Origin of the sequence: Ureibacillus sp. FSL K6-2830, assembly GCF_038004145.1 — a bacterium.
GTDB lineage: Bacteria > Bacillota > Bacilli > Bacillales_A > Planococcaceae > Ureibacillus > Ureibacillus thermosphaericus.
Map to the genome: position 1 here is coordinate 1156192 of NZ_JBBOQR010000001.1, position 14878 is coordinate 1171069.

Genomic DNA, 14878 nt, shown 5'->3' on the forward strand with positions numbered 1-14878 from the left:
TATGATTCAAACTATAGATTCTTTTCTAGTCTTGATTAACTTTTCCGTTTGAAACGTACTTCGTAATAATATGAAGAATTTTATGACTACATCTAACTCGAGAAAATCATATTGTATTTCCTTTCTCAAACAATAAAAAGCGCATATGGAAGTTATTTCTTTTATACTAGAAATAAAGAATAAAGATAAAAGGATGACGATAATGACAATGATATTTCGAATTGCTACCCTTAATGATTTGCCAATTATTGTGGATATCTATAATTCTACAATTCCAAGTAGAATGGTTACTGCCGATATCGCCCCGGTATCAGTTGAAGATCGATTAAATTGGTTTCATGAACATCACCCTGAAAAAAGACCTTTATGGGTTGTAGAATATGAAGGAGATATTTGTGGTTGGGTAAGTCTTCAATCGTTCTACGGAAGACCCGCTTATGATGCCACTGCTGAAATTAGTATCTACATTCACGAAAACTATAGAGGGATAGGACTCGGAAAAAAGATTCTAAGCAAAGCGATTGAGGAAAGTCTTAAGTTAGAAATCGATACACTAATCGCTTTTATCTTCGGACATAATGAACCTAGCATTCGCTTATTTTCAAGTTTGGGTTTTGAAAAATGGGGAGATTTACCAGAAGTTGCTAATTTAGATGGTGTAAAAAGAAATTTAGTCATTCTTGGGAAAAAGGTAAAATAAATTTACGACATGAAAAAAAGCACAAAAACCCAAGAAATACTGATAAAATATTTCTTGGGTCTTCAATTGAAATATTCAACTATTCAATTCTCTGAAACTCTCATGATTACTGATGAATAAACGGCTTTTCCTTTTCTATCGCTTCTTCCCCGATGCATTTTGTCAATAGTTTTTGGCAGTAAGGTAATGAAAATTGCACGATATAGCCAGAAACAATGGCAATAATGATTGTACCAACGCCAAGTGGACCACCTAACATCCATCCAATCACGGCAACGACTAATTCAATAGAGATGCGAGCTACTTTAATGCTTCCTCCTAATTTTTCTACAATCCACATCATTAAACCATCTCTAGGACCAGAACCTAAATTCGGTGATATGTACATACCCGTACCAAAACTTAGAACAAAAATTCCGACAACAAAATAGATTAGTTGGAAGGCAAATGACTCCGCATCGGGCAATAGCCAATAGAAGAAATCAATAAATGCACCAATCAACAGCATGTTTAACCATGTTCCGATCTTCGGAAAACTTCTATACATCAACGAAGTAAATGCCAAAATGACAAGTCCCGTAATGATTACCCAAGAACCAATCGATAAGCCGATTGTTTTATACAAGGCAATATGCAACACGTCCCATGCATTAACCCCTATATCCTCTCCTTTAATTACCATCGCAATTCCTAATCCCATGATAATTAAACCGACAATGTAAAATCCCCATCGCCATGAATATTCTCTTCTCATTGAAAATGCGCCTTCTTTCTATCTATTAAATCTTTTTCATTATTTTAATGCAAAAGATCATGGTTTCGTAACCGGAACAAAAGTAGCATTTACTACATTCGCCAAATCGTTAGGCGCCAATTGAATCTGCAGCCCAATTTTCCCGCCGCTCACAATGATGTAATCCAATTCTTTTGCCGATTCATCAATAAAGGTTGGAAACAGCTTTTTCATTCCAATCGGCGAACAACCTCCCCGGACATAGCCGGTCACAGCCAGTAGATCCTTTAAATGCAGCATATCCACCTTCTTTTCTCCAGCTGCCCGAGCGGCTGCCTTCAAATCCAACTCCGCCTCAACAGGAATGACAAACACATAAAATTTCTGAGTACCTGCTGTTGTCACAAGCGTTTTGTAAACGTGATTTGCAGGATGACCGATTTTCTGTGCAACGGATACTCCATCAATAGCTCCTGCTGTCTCATAAGTAATCGTCTGATAAGGCACCTTTTGTAAATCTAATAACCGAATTGCGTTCGTTTTTGCGATTTTCTTTTTAGCCAACCCTTCATCACCTTCACTTCCAATGAATGTAATTTATATCATAACAAAAAATTTCAAATTTCTGAAAGTATGATTCTGAAATTCTTAATATAAAAAAGTTGTTCCATCATCGAAACGATCTGCTACGGCTCAAGTCGCTATGATAATCACCAAAATAAAAAATTGGGTTATCATATACTATTTAGTACAGCGACGACAACAGCAGCGGAGCTTCTTGGACTAATCATTTGCCCAAGTACGATGTTTATTAATGGAGCAAGTTTCAGTCTCTTTTTGAGTTTCTTCATATTTAAAGATGCTATAAAAAGAAACTAGGCAGCATCTTATCTGCCTAGTTCTTCTATTTAATCTAATTTTAATTTCTTTAATGCTTCCGCAAGAGCGTTATTAATCGGTTCTTTTTCGTCTTCTTTCTTCAAATATTTTTGCAGAGTGCGCTTATCCACTTTACCATTCGTTTGTTGTTTTCGTTTTTCTTGGAACGTGGACCATTTTTCTCGGAATCCGCATTGACATACAAGAATTTGGCCCTCTCCTTCTCCTCGCAATTCCAGCTTCTTATGGCAATTCGGACAACGAACATTCGTGAAGCGAGAAATGCTTTTTCGATAACCGCATTGTCGATCTTGGCAAACAAGCATTTTCCCTTTTTTTCCGTTCACTTCTAACATTGGCTTTCCACATTCAGGACAGTTTTTTGTTGAAAGATTGTCATGTTTGTATTTTTTATCGCTCGATTTGATTTCTCCAACAATTTCTTTTGTATACTGCTTCATTTCGTTGATGAACGTTTCTCTTTTCATTTTGCCTTTCGCAATTTGTTCCAACTTCATCTCCCACTCAGCAGTTAGAGCTGGAGATTTTAAATCTTCTGGCACTAAATCTAAGAGTTGACGCCCTTTTGAAGTTATATAAATTTCTTTTCCGCCCCGTTTTTCAATTAAGAAACTATTGAATAATTTTTCGATAATATCCGCGCGGGTCGCTACCGTACCAAGTCCTCCGGTAGATTTTAAAGTATCCGCAAGCTTTCGATTGCTCGACTCTAAATACTTTGTCGGATTTTCCATCGCAGAAAGCAATGTGGCTTCGGTAAATCTTGCAGGTGGTTTTGTTTGTCCTTGGGTCATTTGAATACTCGTAATCGTTAGTGTATCCCCTTTTTCCATTTGCGGTAAAATTTGCTCATGTACATCCTCTTCATCTTCTTCAACAAAATCATTTGCATATACTTTTTTCCATCCAGGTGTTAGTATGTTTTTTCCTTTTGCAATAAATGTTTCGTCCCCAATTTTTGCGTTCATTGTAAGCTGTACGTATTCGGTTGGAGGAAGGAGTACTGCCAAAAATCGTTTTACAACTAAATCGTAAATTTTTCGCTCTTTATCGGAAAAAGAAGAAAGATTGACGTTCTGTTCTGTCGGGATAATGGCATGATGATCGCTCACTTTACTGTTATCCACAAAAGATTTGTTAACTTTGATTGGCTTTTTTAATATTCCATGGGCAAGTTGTCGATATTCCCCTACACCACATGCTTTAAGCCTCTCAGGAATGGTAGCTACGATATCGGATGAAAGATATCGCGAATCCGTTCTTGGATACGTTAATACTTTATGATACTCATATAGCTTTTGCATAATATTCAACGTTTCTTTTGCGGAAAAGCCGAAAATTTTATTAGCATCCCGCTGCAATTCTGTTAAATCATAGAGGCCAGGAGCGTAAGATTTTTTCGTCTTTTTCTCGATGTTTGTAACGACAGCATGTTTGTTGCTTAATTTTTGGATGATCGATTCGATTTTTTCTTTGTGGAAACTTTGAGTGTTTCCTTTTGCATCTTTCCATGTTAGCTTCACTTTGTCGCTAGTCGCTTGTATTCCATAATAATTTTTCGGTACGAAGTTTTTGATTTCTTCTTCACGAGCAGCAATAATGGCAAGCGTCGGTGTCTGCACCCGTCCGCAGTTTAGTTGGGCGTTGTATTTTGTCGTAAGAGCACGGGTAGCGTTTAATCCGATATACCAGTCTGCTTCTGAACGGGCAACCGCTGAGGCATATAAGTTCTCATATTGCTTACCAGGCTTTAAATTTTTAAAGCCTTCCTTAATGGCTTTATCTGTCACCGATGAAATCCAAAGACGCTTGATGGGTTTACGAACTTTCGCTTTTTCAATAATCCAGCGAGCAACTAACTCCCCTTCTCGTCCGGCATCGGTTGCAATAATGATTTCCTTTACATCTTTTCGAAGCAGTTGATTTTTCACCACTTGAAATTGTTTTGCGGTTTGCTTAATAACCGAAAGTTTCATTTGTTCTGGCAGCATTGGTAAATCTTCAAGTTTCCATGTTTTATATTTCACATCGTAACTCTCAGGGTCTGCAAGGGTTACTAAATGACCAAGAGCCCAAGTAACGATATATTGATTCCCCTCTAAAAATCCATTTCCGCTTTTTTTGCAATTGAGCACTCGAGCAATATCACGAGCTACTGATGGTTTTTCGGCTAATACTACACTTTTTGCCATAGGTTACATCCTTTCGTCAGTCATAGGATTACTATAGCATATCTCGTCTCTCCATTCATTTTCGAGCCAACTATTGTATTTCCATTTTCACTATGCTTCATGGATAACTGTTACAATACTATTGCCACTTAATATACTTTTCCACTAGTAGATTCAGCTTTCTAATCTTCCAATGCTAAAATTGTGTCTTTCGTTATTTTCTCGTAATGTTTATATAATGAATAAAATTTCCCGCTGTAATTTTTCCTCCATGGTTTCTTTTTTCCACAAAAATGTAGGATAACTGTATGATTCATGACATAATCCATATCTACTTTACCATTACTTTTTAGCTTATAAATGTTATAAAATCTAGCATCATAATTGTACTTTACTTCGTCAATCCCTTTAATTTTCTTGGAATAAAGGGCGTTCATAATATCTTGGTCAGGCATAATAAGCTTAGAATGATATTTTTTTACAAAATTAAATATATCCTTTTCATCAATAACTTCCCGTTGCAATGCTAAGTTCATTAATAAAACGCCAGAGTTATAATACGCTTCCAAATCAAATGGATTGAATCGTATTTTATTAATTTCTACTATTGGCATTGTTCGATGATCTGCTGCTGCATAAAGATATCCTTCCAAATCAAGCTCATACAGTTCTCTGATTGGATTAATCACTAATATATCTGGATCTAAATAAAGTATACGGTCAATTGTTTGCGGCAAAAATTTATGGGCAAGTAATCGATAATACATCGTTTTCGTATAGTGCAAAAGAGTTGGGGCTTCGCTAAACAACTCTTCATCAATTTGAATAGGATGAAATTCATGACCTTCGCTCGCAATAAAAGCTTCTAATGATTCTAGTTGTTGAGCAGATATTGAAGAATGGACAAGATAAATGGAGAAAGGCTCTTGTGGATTGTTCATAAACAGTGATTTTAACATTATTTTTAAAGGATAAAGATAATTGGAGTCAACCGTTGCAAGAATATTCTTCTTCATGGCGTTCATTCCTTTATATGAGTGCTAATAAGAATATCTTAATAAAAAAATCTGCTTATTAACAAATAATTGAAACAAAGCAACGTTCATAAACAATAAAAAAACGAGCTTGGGATAAAATATAAAAAACACCATTTTCTCACAGGAGGAAATGGTGTTTTTTTGATAATTGAAGAATTGATTTCCGTTCCGGGGACGCTTTCCGCGGGCCCGGCTCAACCCTCCTCTGATTCAGTCCTTCGCTCCTGCGGGGTCTCGAGAGGGCTCGTCGCAGGAAAGCTTTGAATTTACTTCCTTGAGCTTGCTCCGCTTTGCGACTAAGCGTGCGCGACAGGAGCACTCGCCCCGTCACTCCAATCCATTTTTTACAAAAACCTTTTTGCAGCTCGTTCACTTTATTCGTTATGTCCCAGCCCTCGTTTTGATTGTTTTATTTTCGGATGTCACACTATCAATATTTATTTTGCTGGAGATAATTCGCTTTCTTTGAGCCATTGATAATTTTTTACAGGCTCTCCTTCTTTATCGATATAATCTACCATATAAACTACCGTTTCTTCAACGGTATCAATGACTCCTTCCGCTCCTTTCATCCCCTCTTCTCTGTCAGCTTCAATAATGACTTTAGATCCAACATCTAATTTTTTTTCACCAAGTGGCTGGATTTCTTCTCGAACAAACCATTTTTCGTTTTCTTCCAGTTCTTCATCGTATGTCGATACATAAGAAATGGAATATACTGTTGTTTCATAGGCTCCGACAATGGTTCCTTCTGATCCTTGCATATCATCATCATGAGCTGCATTGATGATGACTTTGTCTCCTATTTTATATTTCGGGTTTTTAGCTTCTTTTAATCCTTCCGGTATTTTTCCCCAAGTAGCATGCGATACATCAGCATGACTCTCTACACCATCCATGTTTGGCCCAACTACTTTATCTCCGTCTGCTTGATTGTTTGTTACGATATTGTCAGCTGAATCGTTATCCGTGTATTGAGCTGGATTTTCTGAATTTTCCATAGAGATGTTTTCATCTTTTTTTCCACATGCAGTTAAAGAAAAAACGCAAAGTGCTGCTGTAAGTATTAGAAGCTGCTTTTTCATTGGAATTCCTCCTATTAGTGATGAAGTTTCTCTGGCAGACTCCACATTTGTTATATTTACAGCATTTGCATTTCATAGGGATTTATGCGTTGAAGTTAAATCGGAAGTTGCAAATATTTTATTCAAAGTCGTCAAATTTTTCCCGAAACTTGCGAGGTAACGATAATTTTTGAAAAAGGGGACGCCGGAAAAGTCATTTGAGACGAACACTTAAAACGAGGATAATGGAAACTAGTTTCGACAACCACAGGAGCAAAAATTTTTAAAAAATCAAGTTTATCAAGAGAGAAGGGTGTCTAGAAAATTGTCGACTTTCTAGACACCCCTCATAACGCTATGAATTTAGTTTTACTCGTTGCAATCGTAATGCATTCAATACCACCGAAACCGAGCTGAAGGCCATCGCTGCACCGGCAACCCATGGTGCAAGGAATCCTGCCGCTGCAATCGGAATACCTAGCGTATTATAGGCAAAGGCCCAGAACAAATTTTGCTTAATGTTTCGCATTGTTTTATGACTTATCAAAATTGCATCCGCAATGCTATTTAAATCGCCGCGCATTAACGTAATATCCGCTGCCGCTATTGCTATGTCTGTTCCAGTACCAATCGCCATTCCGATATCTGCTACAGCTAAAGCAGGAGCATCGTTAATGCCATCTCCGACCATTGCGACCTTTTTTCCTTCATTCTGCAATTTTTTAATTTTTTCTGCTTTCTGTTCTGGAAGCACTTCAGCGATTACTTGATCGATGCCAACTTCCTCTCCAATTGCTTTCGCCGTTCGTTTATTATCTCCTGTCAGCATAATCACTTCAATGTCCATTTCTTTTAGTCGTTGAATTGCTCGTTTTGACGTATCTTTCACCGTATCGCTGACAGCAACTAACCCTGTATACTTGCCATCAATGCTCACTAACATAGCAGTTTTTCCTTTTTTCTCAAACTGTTCCATAAGAGGTAAAACGTCTGTTATTTCCACATGATGGCTTTGCATTAATCTTCTAGTTCCGATGAGCACTTCTTTTCCATCGACGATTCCTTTAACACCCATGCCAGGAATTGCTTCAAATGCTTGAACTTCTCGAAAGGCGATTCCCTTCTTTTCAATCCCTTTCACAATAGCTTGGGCTAAAGGATGTTCTGATTGCTTTTCAACAGAACCGATAAAGGAAAGAATAGTTTTTTCATCTTCACCTTCTGCCAAAGAAAAATCCGTTAATTCTGGTTCACCTTTTGTAACAGTCCCTGTTTTATCCACTACGACTGTGTCGATATGGTGAGCTTGTTCAAGATACTCTCCACCTTTAAATAAAATCCCGAACTCTGCTGCTCTTCCCGTACCAGCCATAATAGATGTCGGTGTTGCAAGACCTAGCGCACAAGGACAAGCAATGACTAAAACGGAAATCATTGCTTCTAATGCTGGTGTCACTTCCCCCGGTGTAATAAAGAAAAGCCAAGCAATAAAAGTTATAATCGCAATACCTACTACAATCGGGACAAAAATGCCGGAAATTTGATCGGCAAGTCGTTGAATAGGAGCTTTTGACCCTTGAGCAGCTTCTACAATTTTTATAATTTGAGCAAGGGCTGTATCGCGCCCAACTTTTGTGGCTTTTATTTTCATGAAACCATTTTTATTAATAGTTGAACCGTATACAATGGAACCAACTGATTTATCTACTGGAATGCTTTCACCTGTTAACATCGATTCGTCTACAGCCGTCATTCCTTCAATCACTTCGCCGTCTACAGGAATTTTCTCTCCTGGTTTAACGAAAATAATATCACCAACAACCACTTCTTCTAGAGGAATTTCCTTTTCCACACCATCCCTTAAAACAATGGCAGTTTTTGCTTGTAACCCCATCAGTTTCTTAATCGCTTCTGATGAACGTCCTTTCGCTTTCGCTTCAAATAATTTCCCTAAAAGAATTAATGTAATTAATACTGCGCTTGTTTCAAAATAAAGTTCAGGGTGTATATGAGTATCCAGTGTTTTCAGTGTTTGATATAAACTGTAAAAGTATGCAGCGGACGTACCGAGCACAACAAGAACGTCCATATTGGCGCTGCCGTTTTTTAAAGCTTTATATGCACCAACATAAAACTGCCATCCAATAATAAATTGCACCGGAGTAGCAAACGCCATTTGCACCCAAGGATTCATTAAAAACTTCGGCATATAGATGAAAGAAGTAAACGGAAAATGCCCGACCATCGTCCACAATAATGGTAAAGAAAAGATAGCAGCAATGATGAATTTACTCTTTTGCTTGTAGATTTCTTGAACGCGATAATCCAGCTCTTCTTGATCATTTTCTTTTACATGGGCACCATACCCTAATTTTTCAATCCGCTGAATGATATCTGAAAGGCTGACTTCAGAAGGATGAAATTCGACCGTCGCATTTTCTAAAGCAAGATTGACCGTAGCATTTGAAATGCCAGACATTTTATTGAGCCCTTTTTCAATGCGATTGGCACAAGCTGCACAAGTCATTCCTGTAATGACGAGTTCCTTTTTCTCTTTTGCAACGCCATAGCCTAAATCTTCAATTTTCTTTTCTAATTCTTTTACACTAATCTTGTTTGGATCAAAATGAATCGTTGATTTTTCTAACGCCAAGTTGACATGGGCATTCTCAACCCCTGGTATTTTCTTTAATCCTCTTTCAATGCGATTAGCACAAGCTGCACAAGTCATTCCCGTTATTTGCAGCGATGTTTCTTTTACATTAGGGTTTTGTTCTTGATTCATAATGAGGTTCACCTCTTGTGTATACCTTTATAGGGTATATTAAATGGGAGAAGAAAAGTGCTTTATTTGAAAAGCACTTAACCTAATTACGTTTATTATTCCACATCGTAACCTTGTTCATCGATTGTTTCTTTAATTTGATCGATTGTTACTTTTGACTGATCAAAAGTTACATTTACTTCGCCAGCTGCTAAATTCACTTTTACCTCTTGTACTCCATCTAAAGCACCAACGCTCCCTTCAACCGCTTTTACACAGTGATTGCAAGACATTCCTTTTACCTGTAATGTCACGTTTTCCATCACGTTTCCTCCCTTTAATTTATTTTCGCATCAACTTTTGAATCGTTACCACCAATTCATCGATGATTCCCGAATCTCCTTCTGCTAATCGATCGACAACACATCCTTTAATGTGTCCTTCTAATAAGATTTTGGCAACGCTATTTAAAGCCGATTGAGTAGCAGCAATTTGCGTAATCACATCATCACAATATACATCCCGTTCAATCATGCCTTTAATGCCACGAATTTGTCCTTCAATTCGATTCAAACGGGTGATTAAATCCTTTTTTACATGTTCTGGATGGTGGCTCTTTCGGTGAGAACAATGCTCTTCATTCAGATTTTCCAGTTTCATCTACCTCCAATCCTTAAACTCATTATACTATACGGTGGTATGGTATGCAATTAATTAGAAGAAAGAAAAAAGATCTAATATGGAATTGTTTTTTCCAACTCGATCTTTTTCCACGACTTTCCCCTATACTGGTTCAATTTATTGAATGCTACCTGTACTCTTCAAACTTGACTTTACAATCACTTCTACGTCTGCGTTTTTATATGCTTCTACCCATTCCTCGTGAGTCATTCGATTTTTAGGCAAAGTATGAGCATAATATTTCAAACCGAAACCGAACGGGTCATATCCTTCCCTTTTCATTTCATGAATAAATTCTGACACTTTTTCCTTCATTTCCTCATCTAACATTTTGCTATATCTTGATAATTCTTTATTGCTTAATGGTTTCTTTGATTCGGTAATCATCCCTGCTAATTTGATTTCGATTTTTATTGAAGCTTTTTTATTTTCTACATTTACATTGTATTTTGACTTGATGGAGTCAATTCTAGAAACAAAATATTCACCTTCTCTTTTTACAGCAAAGAATATCCTCTTTGCCCCCATAGAAAGTGTTTTAAAAAGTAATGTTTTGTCGATATCTAATTCGTATGGAGGCCGATTATCTGCCAGTACTATTGATTTATTAATAATAAAATGTGTTTTCGGTTCGTTCATTTCAACAATCGGTAAAATTGGATCAATTCCTTCTTCTTTTAACCTTCTTCGCAAATCAAATAAAAAAGTGGAGATAATGTATGAACTTTCTGCTCCGTTATTGTCAAAATAATTAAAGATGGTTGGTTGTAATGCTGTTTCCCCTGCAGGTAAAAATTTAATAATCTCTTCAGCAGCAGGTCTACCCACTGCAAAATAAGAAATCATTTGAATATCATGTTTTCGGATGAGATAATCCAATATTTCCTTATAATTATCATTTTGAAGTATTTTCTCCCCAACCACAATTAACTTCGAGTGGCCAAAATCCAATTCTTTATCTAAATGTGATTCCAATATCGAAATCGTTTCTGCTAACGTCTTACCGTTTTTTGAAAGATATGTGTACTCAGGCGTTGAATTTTGTCTAAACGAACTCGTAGGAACGTAAAGCTTTAAAATGATTTTGTATGGTTTTTCAGGATCATCGGTCTGATCAATCCCAATCATCGAAACAAACACCATTCTATCTATATCTTTGAATTCTCCACAACCTGTGAGAACGATGAGGAATGGAATCGTTATTAGGATGAATACTTTAGCTTTCATTCGCTTTTTTATTAACACCTTTCATCCTCCTAATGATATAGATAAATAAAAATGTCATGACAAAGATAGTAACAACACTTATGTTGAAGAAGTATTTGGAGTATTGAAACAACTGATACTCTGTTAATGATACGATTATATAGAGAGAACTAACGGTGAAAAAGACAATCAAAATGATATAGCCGATATTTATTCCTTTAAATTTCATTTTTTCTAATTTGAAAATAAACTTGAATAACTCGACCGCTACATGCCAGTGAATCAAGATACTTAAAAAAGCCATTGATAAATAAAGAAGTAAAAAAACATATACTAGACGTTCTATTACAAAATATTTCATTCTCATGGAGTCGCTCGTTGCAATCCATGGATAGACAAGCTCACCGATTGACTCCGAACCATGAAAACCGATTGGTATAAAATAAGTCGTAAAAGTGGTTGCAATGGCGATAAAAACAAGTACAATGATTTGTTTTAAACCAAAGTTTTGTTTTTGGGTAAAGAAACGGTTAAAAATCACGAGATTCACTACGCCAAGAAATAAAAATATACTTGAAGAAACTGCATGTATATTGGGTGCTTGCACAACATGTAACATTGCTTCCCTAATAAAATCCCAATTTAAATTTTTGCTTGTATATGCTTTGATAATAATAAAAATAATGATAGGAAAATTAATTACAAAAACGATTTCGATGGTGTATAACACTCGATCGGTTTTCATAAAACATCCAAATATAATAGATAAAATTAAGGTTAACCCCATAAGCATAATTGGTATATCAGGAGTTAAATACCGTATAAGCAAAAAAGAGTAAGTAATTAATGTGCTTATCCCTGCAATAAACCACATAACCGCCATAAAAAATAATAATGGATAGTAAAACCATTTAGATGTCGTTTGTACCAACAGTTCCGGAAATGTCTTCCCTGGGAAGGCATTAAAAAATTTCGTATAAACAATCACAATTACTAGCCCTAATATGATACCGACAATTAAAGACAATACAGCTCCATCGTTTCGATACCGCAAAAGAATGGTAGGAACAGCTGAAATAATATTTGCAATCATATTAATCATGACTAAATAATAATAAAATCGACTCAAGCCTGTCCCTCCGAATCCTGATTACCTTTTCGGTAGTTATAAAACCTTAAATACGGTTCCCCAAAGCTTGTCAAATTTACTAGATACATAATGAAACATAAAAAACCTAATGTGAGGCCAGCTAATCCAAAAATACTCGCAATCACAATTAAAATTAATCGTACGATGCGTATTGCAAACGCCATTTCATTAACAGGAATGACGAAGGTCGAGATTGCAACTGCCGATACGATAATGACCATGATATTAGAAGCAAGGGCCGCTTCCGTTACAGCTGTTCCTAAAATAAGACCTCCAACCGTTGCTGCCGTTGCACTAATCGCCTTCGGAAGTCGAATACTCGCCTCGAGTAACAGTTCCATAAAAAAAAGCATAAATAATACTTCTACAAAGGAAGTAAATGGAACTCCCATTCTGCTTCCTGCGATGGTCAACATTAATTCTGTTCGAAATACCTCTGGTGAAAAGGACACAGCGCCTATATAAATTCCTGGAAGTAAAATACATACGAATATACCAATATAACGCAGCAATTTTAAATAATATGAAATCGCTAATGTATGGTAATTATCTTCCATGGTTGTCATAAAATCGAAAAATACGACAGGCGCAATCATTGATTGAGGGCTGCCGTCTACCAACAATATCACTTTCCCACCAGCAAGGTTGTAAACAATTCGGTCTGGACGTTCTGTTAGTAACATTTTAGGAAATAAGGAATACCGTTGATCATTTAATAAAGTATTGAATTGAGGTGCCTCTGTAATGACTTGCATATCAATTTTCTCTAATTTTTCCCTGATACTTTCCAATGCCTTTCGTTTTACTTTTTTATCATCATAAATTAGCGCCATTTTTGGCTTATTTACTTCACCTTTTTCGAAATATTCAATCATTAAAGACGGTTGATGATACGAAGAACGTATCACATTAATATTGGTCATCAAGTTATCACTTAATGCCAATTCAGATCCATGGATGGTTGTTTCAACAGAAGTAGAATTGACATCACTATTTTTTGATAACTTGAAATCAAGGGAATATAAATTGTCTTGAATTTCAATAAGTACATTCCCTTCCATCACAAAATAAAGTGCTTTTTCTTTTGAAGGGACTTCTTGAAATTGAGGTAATGCAAATAAGTAAAGGTTAAATTGTTCTTGTGTCGGCAATTCAAAAAATGGATTAATAATGTATTTTTGATACAATTCCTGATCAATTAGCGATTTAATAAATAATACTGTAATTTGTTTATGATCTAACTCTAACTTCTTTTGTATTAAATCATTCTTATCTTCAAATTGACTGGCAATCCATGAAAGAGTTACTTTTGAAGACATTGAGATAATCTCCAATCTTCTATAGTATGAAGCAGTATATATTTTAGAATATCCAATTCACATACTTGCTAACCATAAATTTATGAAAACGATTTATGCTCTTTACTCATAAAAAGGATAAAAATTAGTGATGAATTGAATACATAAAAACACCTGTAAATCTTATTCACAAAGAATTACAGGTGTTTTCAATTAAAGTCTTTCTATTTTCAAATTTAGAAAAATTAGTGTTTATCAATCGGCTCTTTCGTTAGCGTTTCGCTCATTTTGCAATATTGAACGAAGACGCGAGCTAATTCACGTAAACGCTCATGAATATCCTGATCGATAATTTGATCATTTTCACCAAAATGGGATGTATGAGTATATACGTAGTTTGGAGTGACTAAACAGCGGAAATAATCTAAAATCGGTCTGAATTGATTTTCCACAACTAAATGGTGTTGGAATGTGCCGCCATTAGCCACAATTGCTGCTGGTTTATAGCGCAACGCTTTTGGTGGCAACATATCTAAAGCATTTTTTAATACGCCAGGAATGGACGCTTGGTAAATAGGCGTTGCAAATATATAGCCATCCGCTTCTTCGAATTTTTGAATCATCATTTTCATATCATCATTAAGCGGACTTCCATCTAAAATTTGATGTTTTAATTTAGAAAAATATAATATTTCCAATTCCAAATTGGAATCAAATTCTTTTATATATTGCTCCACCTGTCTTAAGAGCGCACCCGTCTTTGTACCAAAAACTGTACCATCTACGAGTAGAATTTTCATGTTGTAAATCCTCCATCTATTGTTATCATCCATCTGTTAATTGTAGCAAATGCACAAATCTTTCGATAGGGAACCGTATTAAAAAAGAAAAAGTTCAGTCTTTAGGCTGAAAATATTATTTCATTGTTAGTTTACTGACGGGTATTTTAACGCGGCATTCTCATTTTATTATGGAGCATTCATTTAATTTATACTAAACGAAAATTCATTTTTGTTTTTTAATTCATCAACAAAATCAAATTATTTACAAACACTTGCCAGTTTTCGGACTTGCGGTTTCTCTCAAACTATTCGCCAGGTCTGATATGATAACAGAAAGCATTCCCACTGTTCCGCCAAAAACCATAGCTGAACGTCTGTTCATAGTAAACAAC

Annotated in this window: 13 protein-coding genes; 1 reads left to right on the top strand and 12 read right to left on the bottom strand. The window is 35.9% G+C overall.

Annotated elements, in window-relative coordinates; translation table 11 throughout:
- The first annotated feature begins 202 nt into the window (after positions 1–202).
- Complete coding sequence (locus NSU17_RS05630) at positions 203–700, top strand: GNAT family N-acetyltransferase (protein ID WP_340704533.1); 498 nt, start codon at positions 203–205, stop codon at positions 698–700.
- 106 nt (positions 701–806) lie between these two features.
- Here the strand turns inward: NSU17_RS05630 and NSU17_RS05635 are convergent, their stop codons facing one another.
- The 12 genes from NSU17_RS05635 to NSU17_RS05690 form a co-directional block, all read right to left on the bottom strand.
- Positions 807–1454, bottom strand: a complete 648-nt coding sequence (locus NSU17_RS05635) for a YczE/YyaS/YitT family protein (RefSeq protein ID WP_096550255.1) — start codon at positions 1452–1454, stop codon at positions 807–809.
- A 57-nt stretch (positions 1455–1511) separates the two neighbouring features.
- Positions 1512–1997: a Cys-tRNA(Pro) deacylase gene (ybaK, locus tag NSU17_RS05640; protein ID WP_340704534.1), complete on the bottom strand. Its 486-nt coding sequence runs from the start codon at positions 1995–1997 to the stop codon at positions 1512–1514.
- Between the two features lie 344 nt (positions 1998–2341).
- Positions 2342–4525 (bottom strand): DNA topoisomerase III, encoded by a 2184-nt coding sequence (locus NSU17_RS05645; RefSeq protein WP_340704535.1) that lies wholly within the window; start codon positions 4523–4525, stop codon positions 2342–2344.
- 161 nt (positions 4526–4686) lie between these two features.
- Positions 4687–5520, bottom strand: a complete 834-nt coding sequence (locus NSU17_RS05650; RefSeq protein ID WP_340704536.1) for a glycosyltransferase family 8 protein — start codon at positions 5518–5520, stop codon at positions 4687–4689.
- Positions 5521–5978: 458 nt separating this feature from the next.
- The gene (locus tag NSU17_RS05655) at positions 5979–6626 is read right to left on the bottom strand and encodes a DUF1541 domain-containing protein (RefSeq protein WP_340704537.1); all 648 of its coding nucleotides are present in this window, start codon (positions 6624–6626) and stop codon (positions 5979–5981) included.
- A gap of 334 nt (positions 6627–6960) precedes the next feature.
- The gene (locus tag NSU17_RS05660) at positions 6961–9390 is read right to left on the bottom strand and encodes a heavy metal translocating P-type ATPase (RefSeq protein WP_340704538.1); all 2430 of its coding nucleotides are present in this window, start codon (positions 9388–9390) and stop codon (positions 6961–6963) included.
- A gap of 95 nt (positions 9391–9485) precedes the next feature.
- The gene (gene copZ, locus NSU17_RS05665; protein ID WP_016837351.1) at positions 9486–9692 is read right to left on the bottom strand and encodes a copper chaperone CopZ; all 207 of its coding nucleotides are present in this window, start codon (positions 9690–9692) and stop codon (positions 9486–9488) included.
- Positions 9693–9711: 19 nt separating this feature from the next.
- On the bottom strand, positions 9712–10029 hold the full coding sequence (locus NSU17_RS05670; protein ID WP_340704539.1) for a metal-sensitive transcriptional regulator: 318 nt from the start codon (positions 10027–10029) through the stop codon (positions 9712–9714).
- 138 nt (positions 10030–10167) lie between these two features.
- Positions 10168–11295 carry a Ger(x)C family spore germination protein gene (locus NSU17_RS05675; RefSeq protein ID WP_340704540.1) on the bottom strand — a complete coding sequence of 376 codons (1128 nt, stop codon included), beginning with the start codon at positions 11293–11295 and terminating at the stop codon, positions 10168–10170.
- Positions 11267–12385, bottom strand: coding sequence for a GerAB/ArcD/ProY family transporter (locus tag NSU17_RS05680; RefSeq protein WP_340704541.1), 1119 nt, complete (start codon positions 12383–12385; stop codon positions 11267–11269). The genes NSU17_RS05675 and NSU17_RS05680 overlap by 29 nt, the downstream gene beginning before the upstream one ends.
- Complete coding sequence (locus tag NSU17_RS05685; RefSeq protein ID WP_340704542.1) at positions 12382–13725, bottom strand: spore germination protein; 1344 nt, start codon at positions 13723–13725, stop codon at positions 12382–12384. The genes NSU17_RS05680 and NSU17_RS05685 overlap by 4 nt, the downstream gene beginning before the upstream one ends.
- Before the next feature lie 224 nt (positions 13726–13949).
- Positions 13950–14504 carry an NADPH-dependent FMN reductase gene (locus tag NSU17_RS05690; RefSeq protein ID WP_340704543.1) on the bottom strand — a complete coding sequence of 185 codons (555 nt, stop codon included), beginning with the start codon at positions 14502–14504 and terminating at the stop codon, positions 13950–13952.
- Positions 14505–14878 lie beyond the last annotated feature (374 nt).

Coding starts and splice junctions, on each gene's coding strand:
- NSU17_RS05630 (WP_340704533.1), top strand. CDS start 203: ATGACAATGATATTTCGAATTGCTACCCTTAATGATTTGCCAATTATT.
- NSU17_RS05635 (WP_096550255.1), bottom strand. CDS start 1,454: ATGAGAAGAGAATATTCATGGCGATGGGGATTTTACATTGTCGGTTTA.
- NSU17_RS05645 (WP_340704535.1), bottom strand. CDS start 4,525: ATGGCAAAAAGTGTAGTATTAGCCGAAAAACCATCAGTAGCTCGTGAT.
- NSU17_RS05650 (WP_340704536.1), bottom strand. CDS start 5,520: ATGAAGAAGAATATTCTTGCAACGGTTGACTCCAATTATCTTTATCCT.
- NSU17_RS05655 (WP_340704537.1), bottom strand. CDS start 6,626: ATGAAAAAGCAGCTTCTAATACTTACAGCAGCACTTTGCGTTTTTTCT.
- NSU17_RS05660 (WP_340704538.1), bottom strand. CDS start 9,390: ATGAATCAAGAACAAAACCCTAATGTAAAAGAAACATCGCTGCAAATA.
- copZ (WP_016837351.1), bottom strand. CDS start 9,692: ATGGAAAACGTGACATTACAGGTAAAAGGAATGTCTTGCAATCACTGT.
- NSU17_RS05670 (WP_340704539.1), bottom strand. CDS start 10,029: ATGAAACTGGAAAATCTGAATGAAGAGCATTGTTCTCACCGAAAGAGC.
- NSU17_RS05685 (WP_340704542.1), bottom strand. CDS start 13,725: ATGTCTTCAAAAGTAACTCTTTCATGGATTGCCAGTCAATTTGAAGAT.
- NSU17_RS05690 (WP_340704543.1), bottom strand. CDS start 14,504: ATGAAAATTCTACTCGTAGATGGTACAGTTTTTGGTACAAAGACGGGT.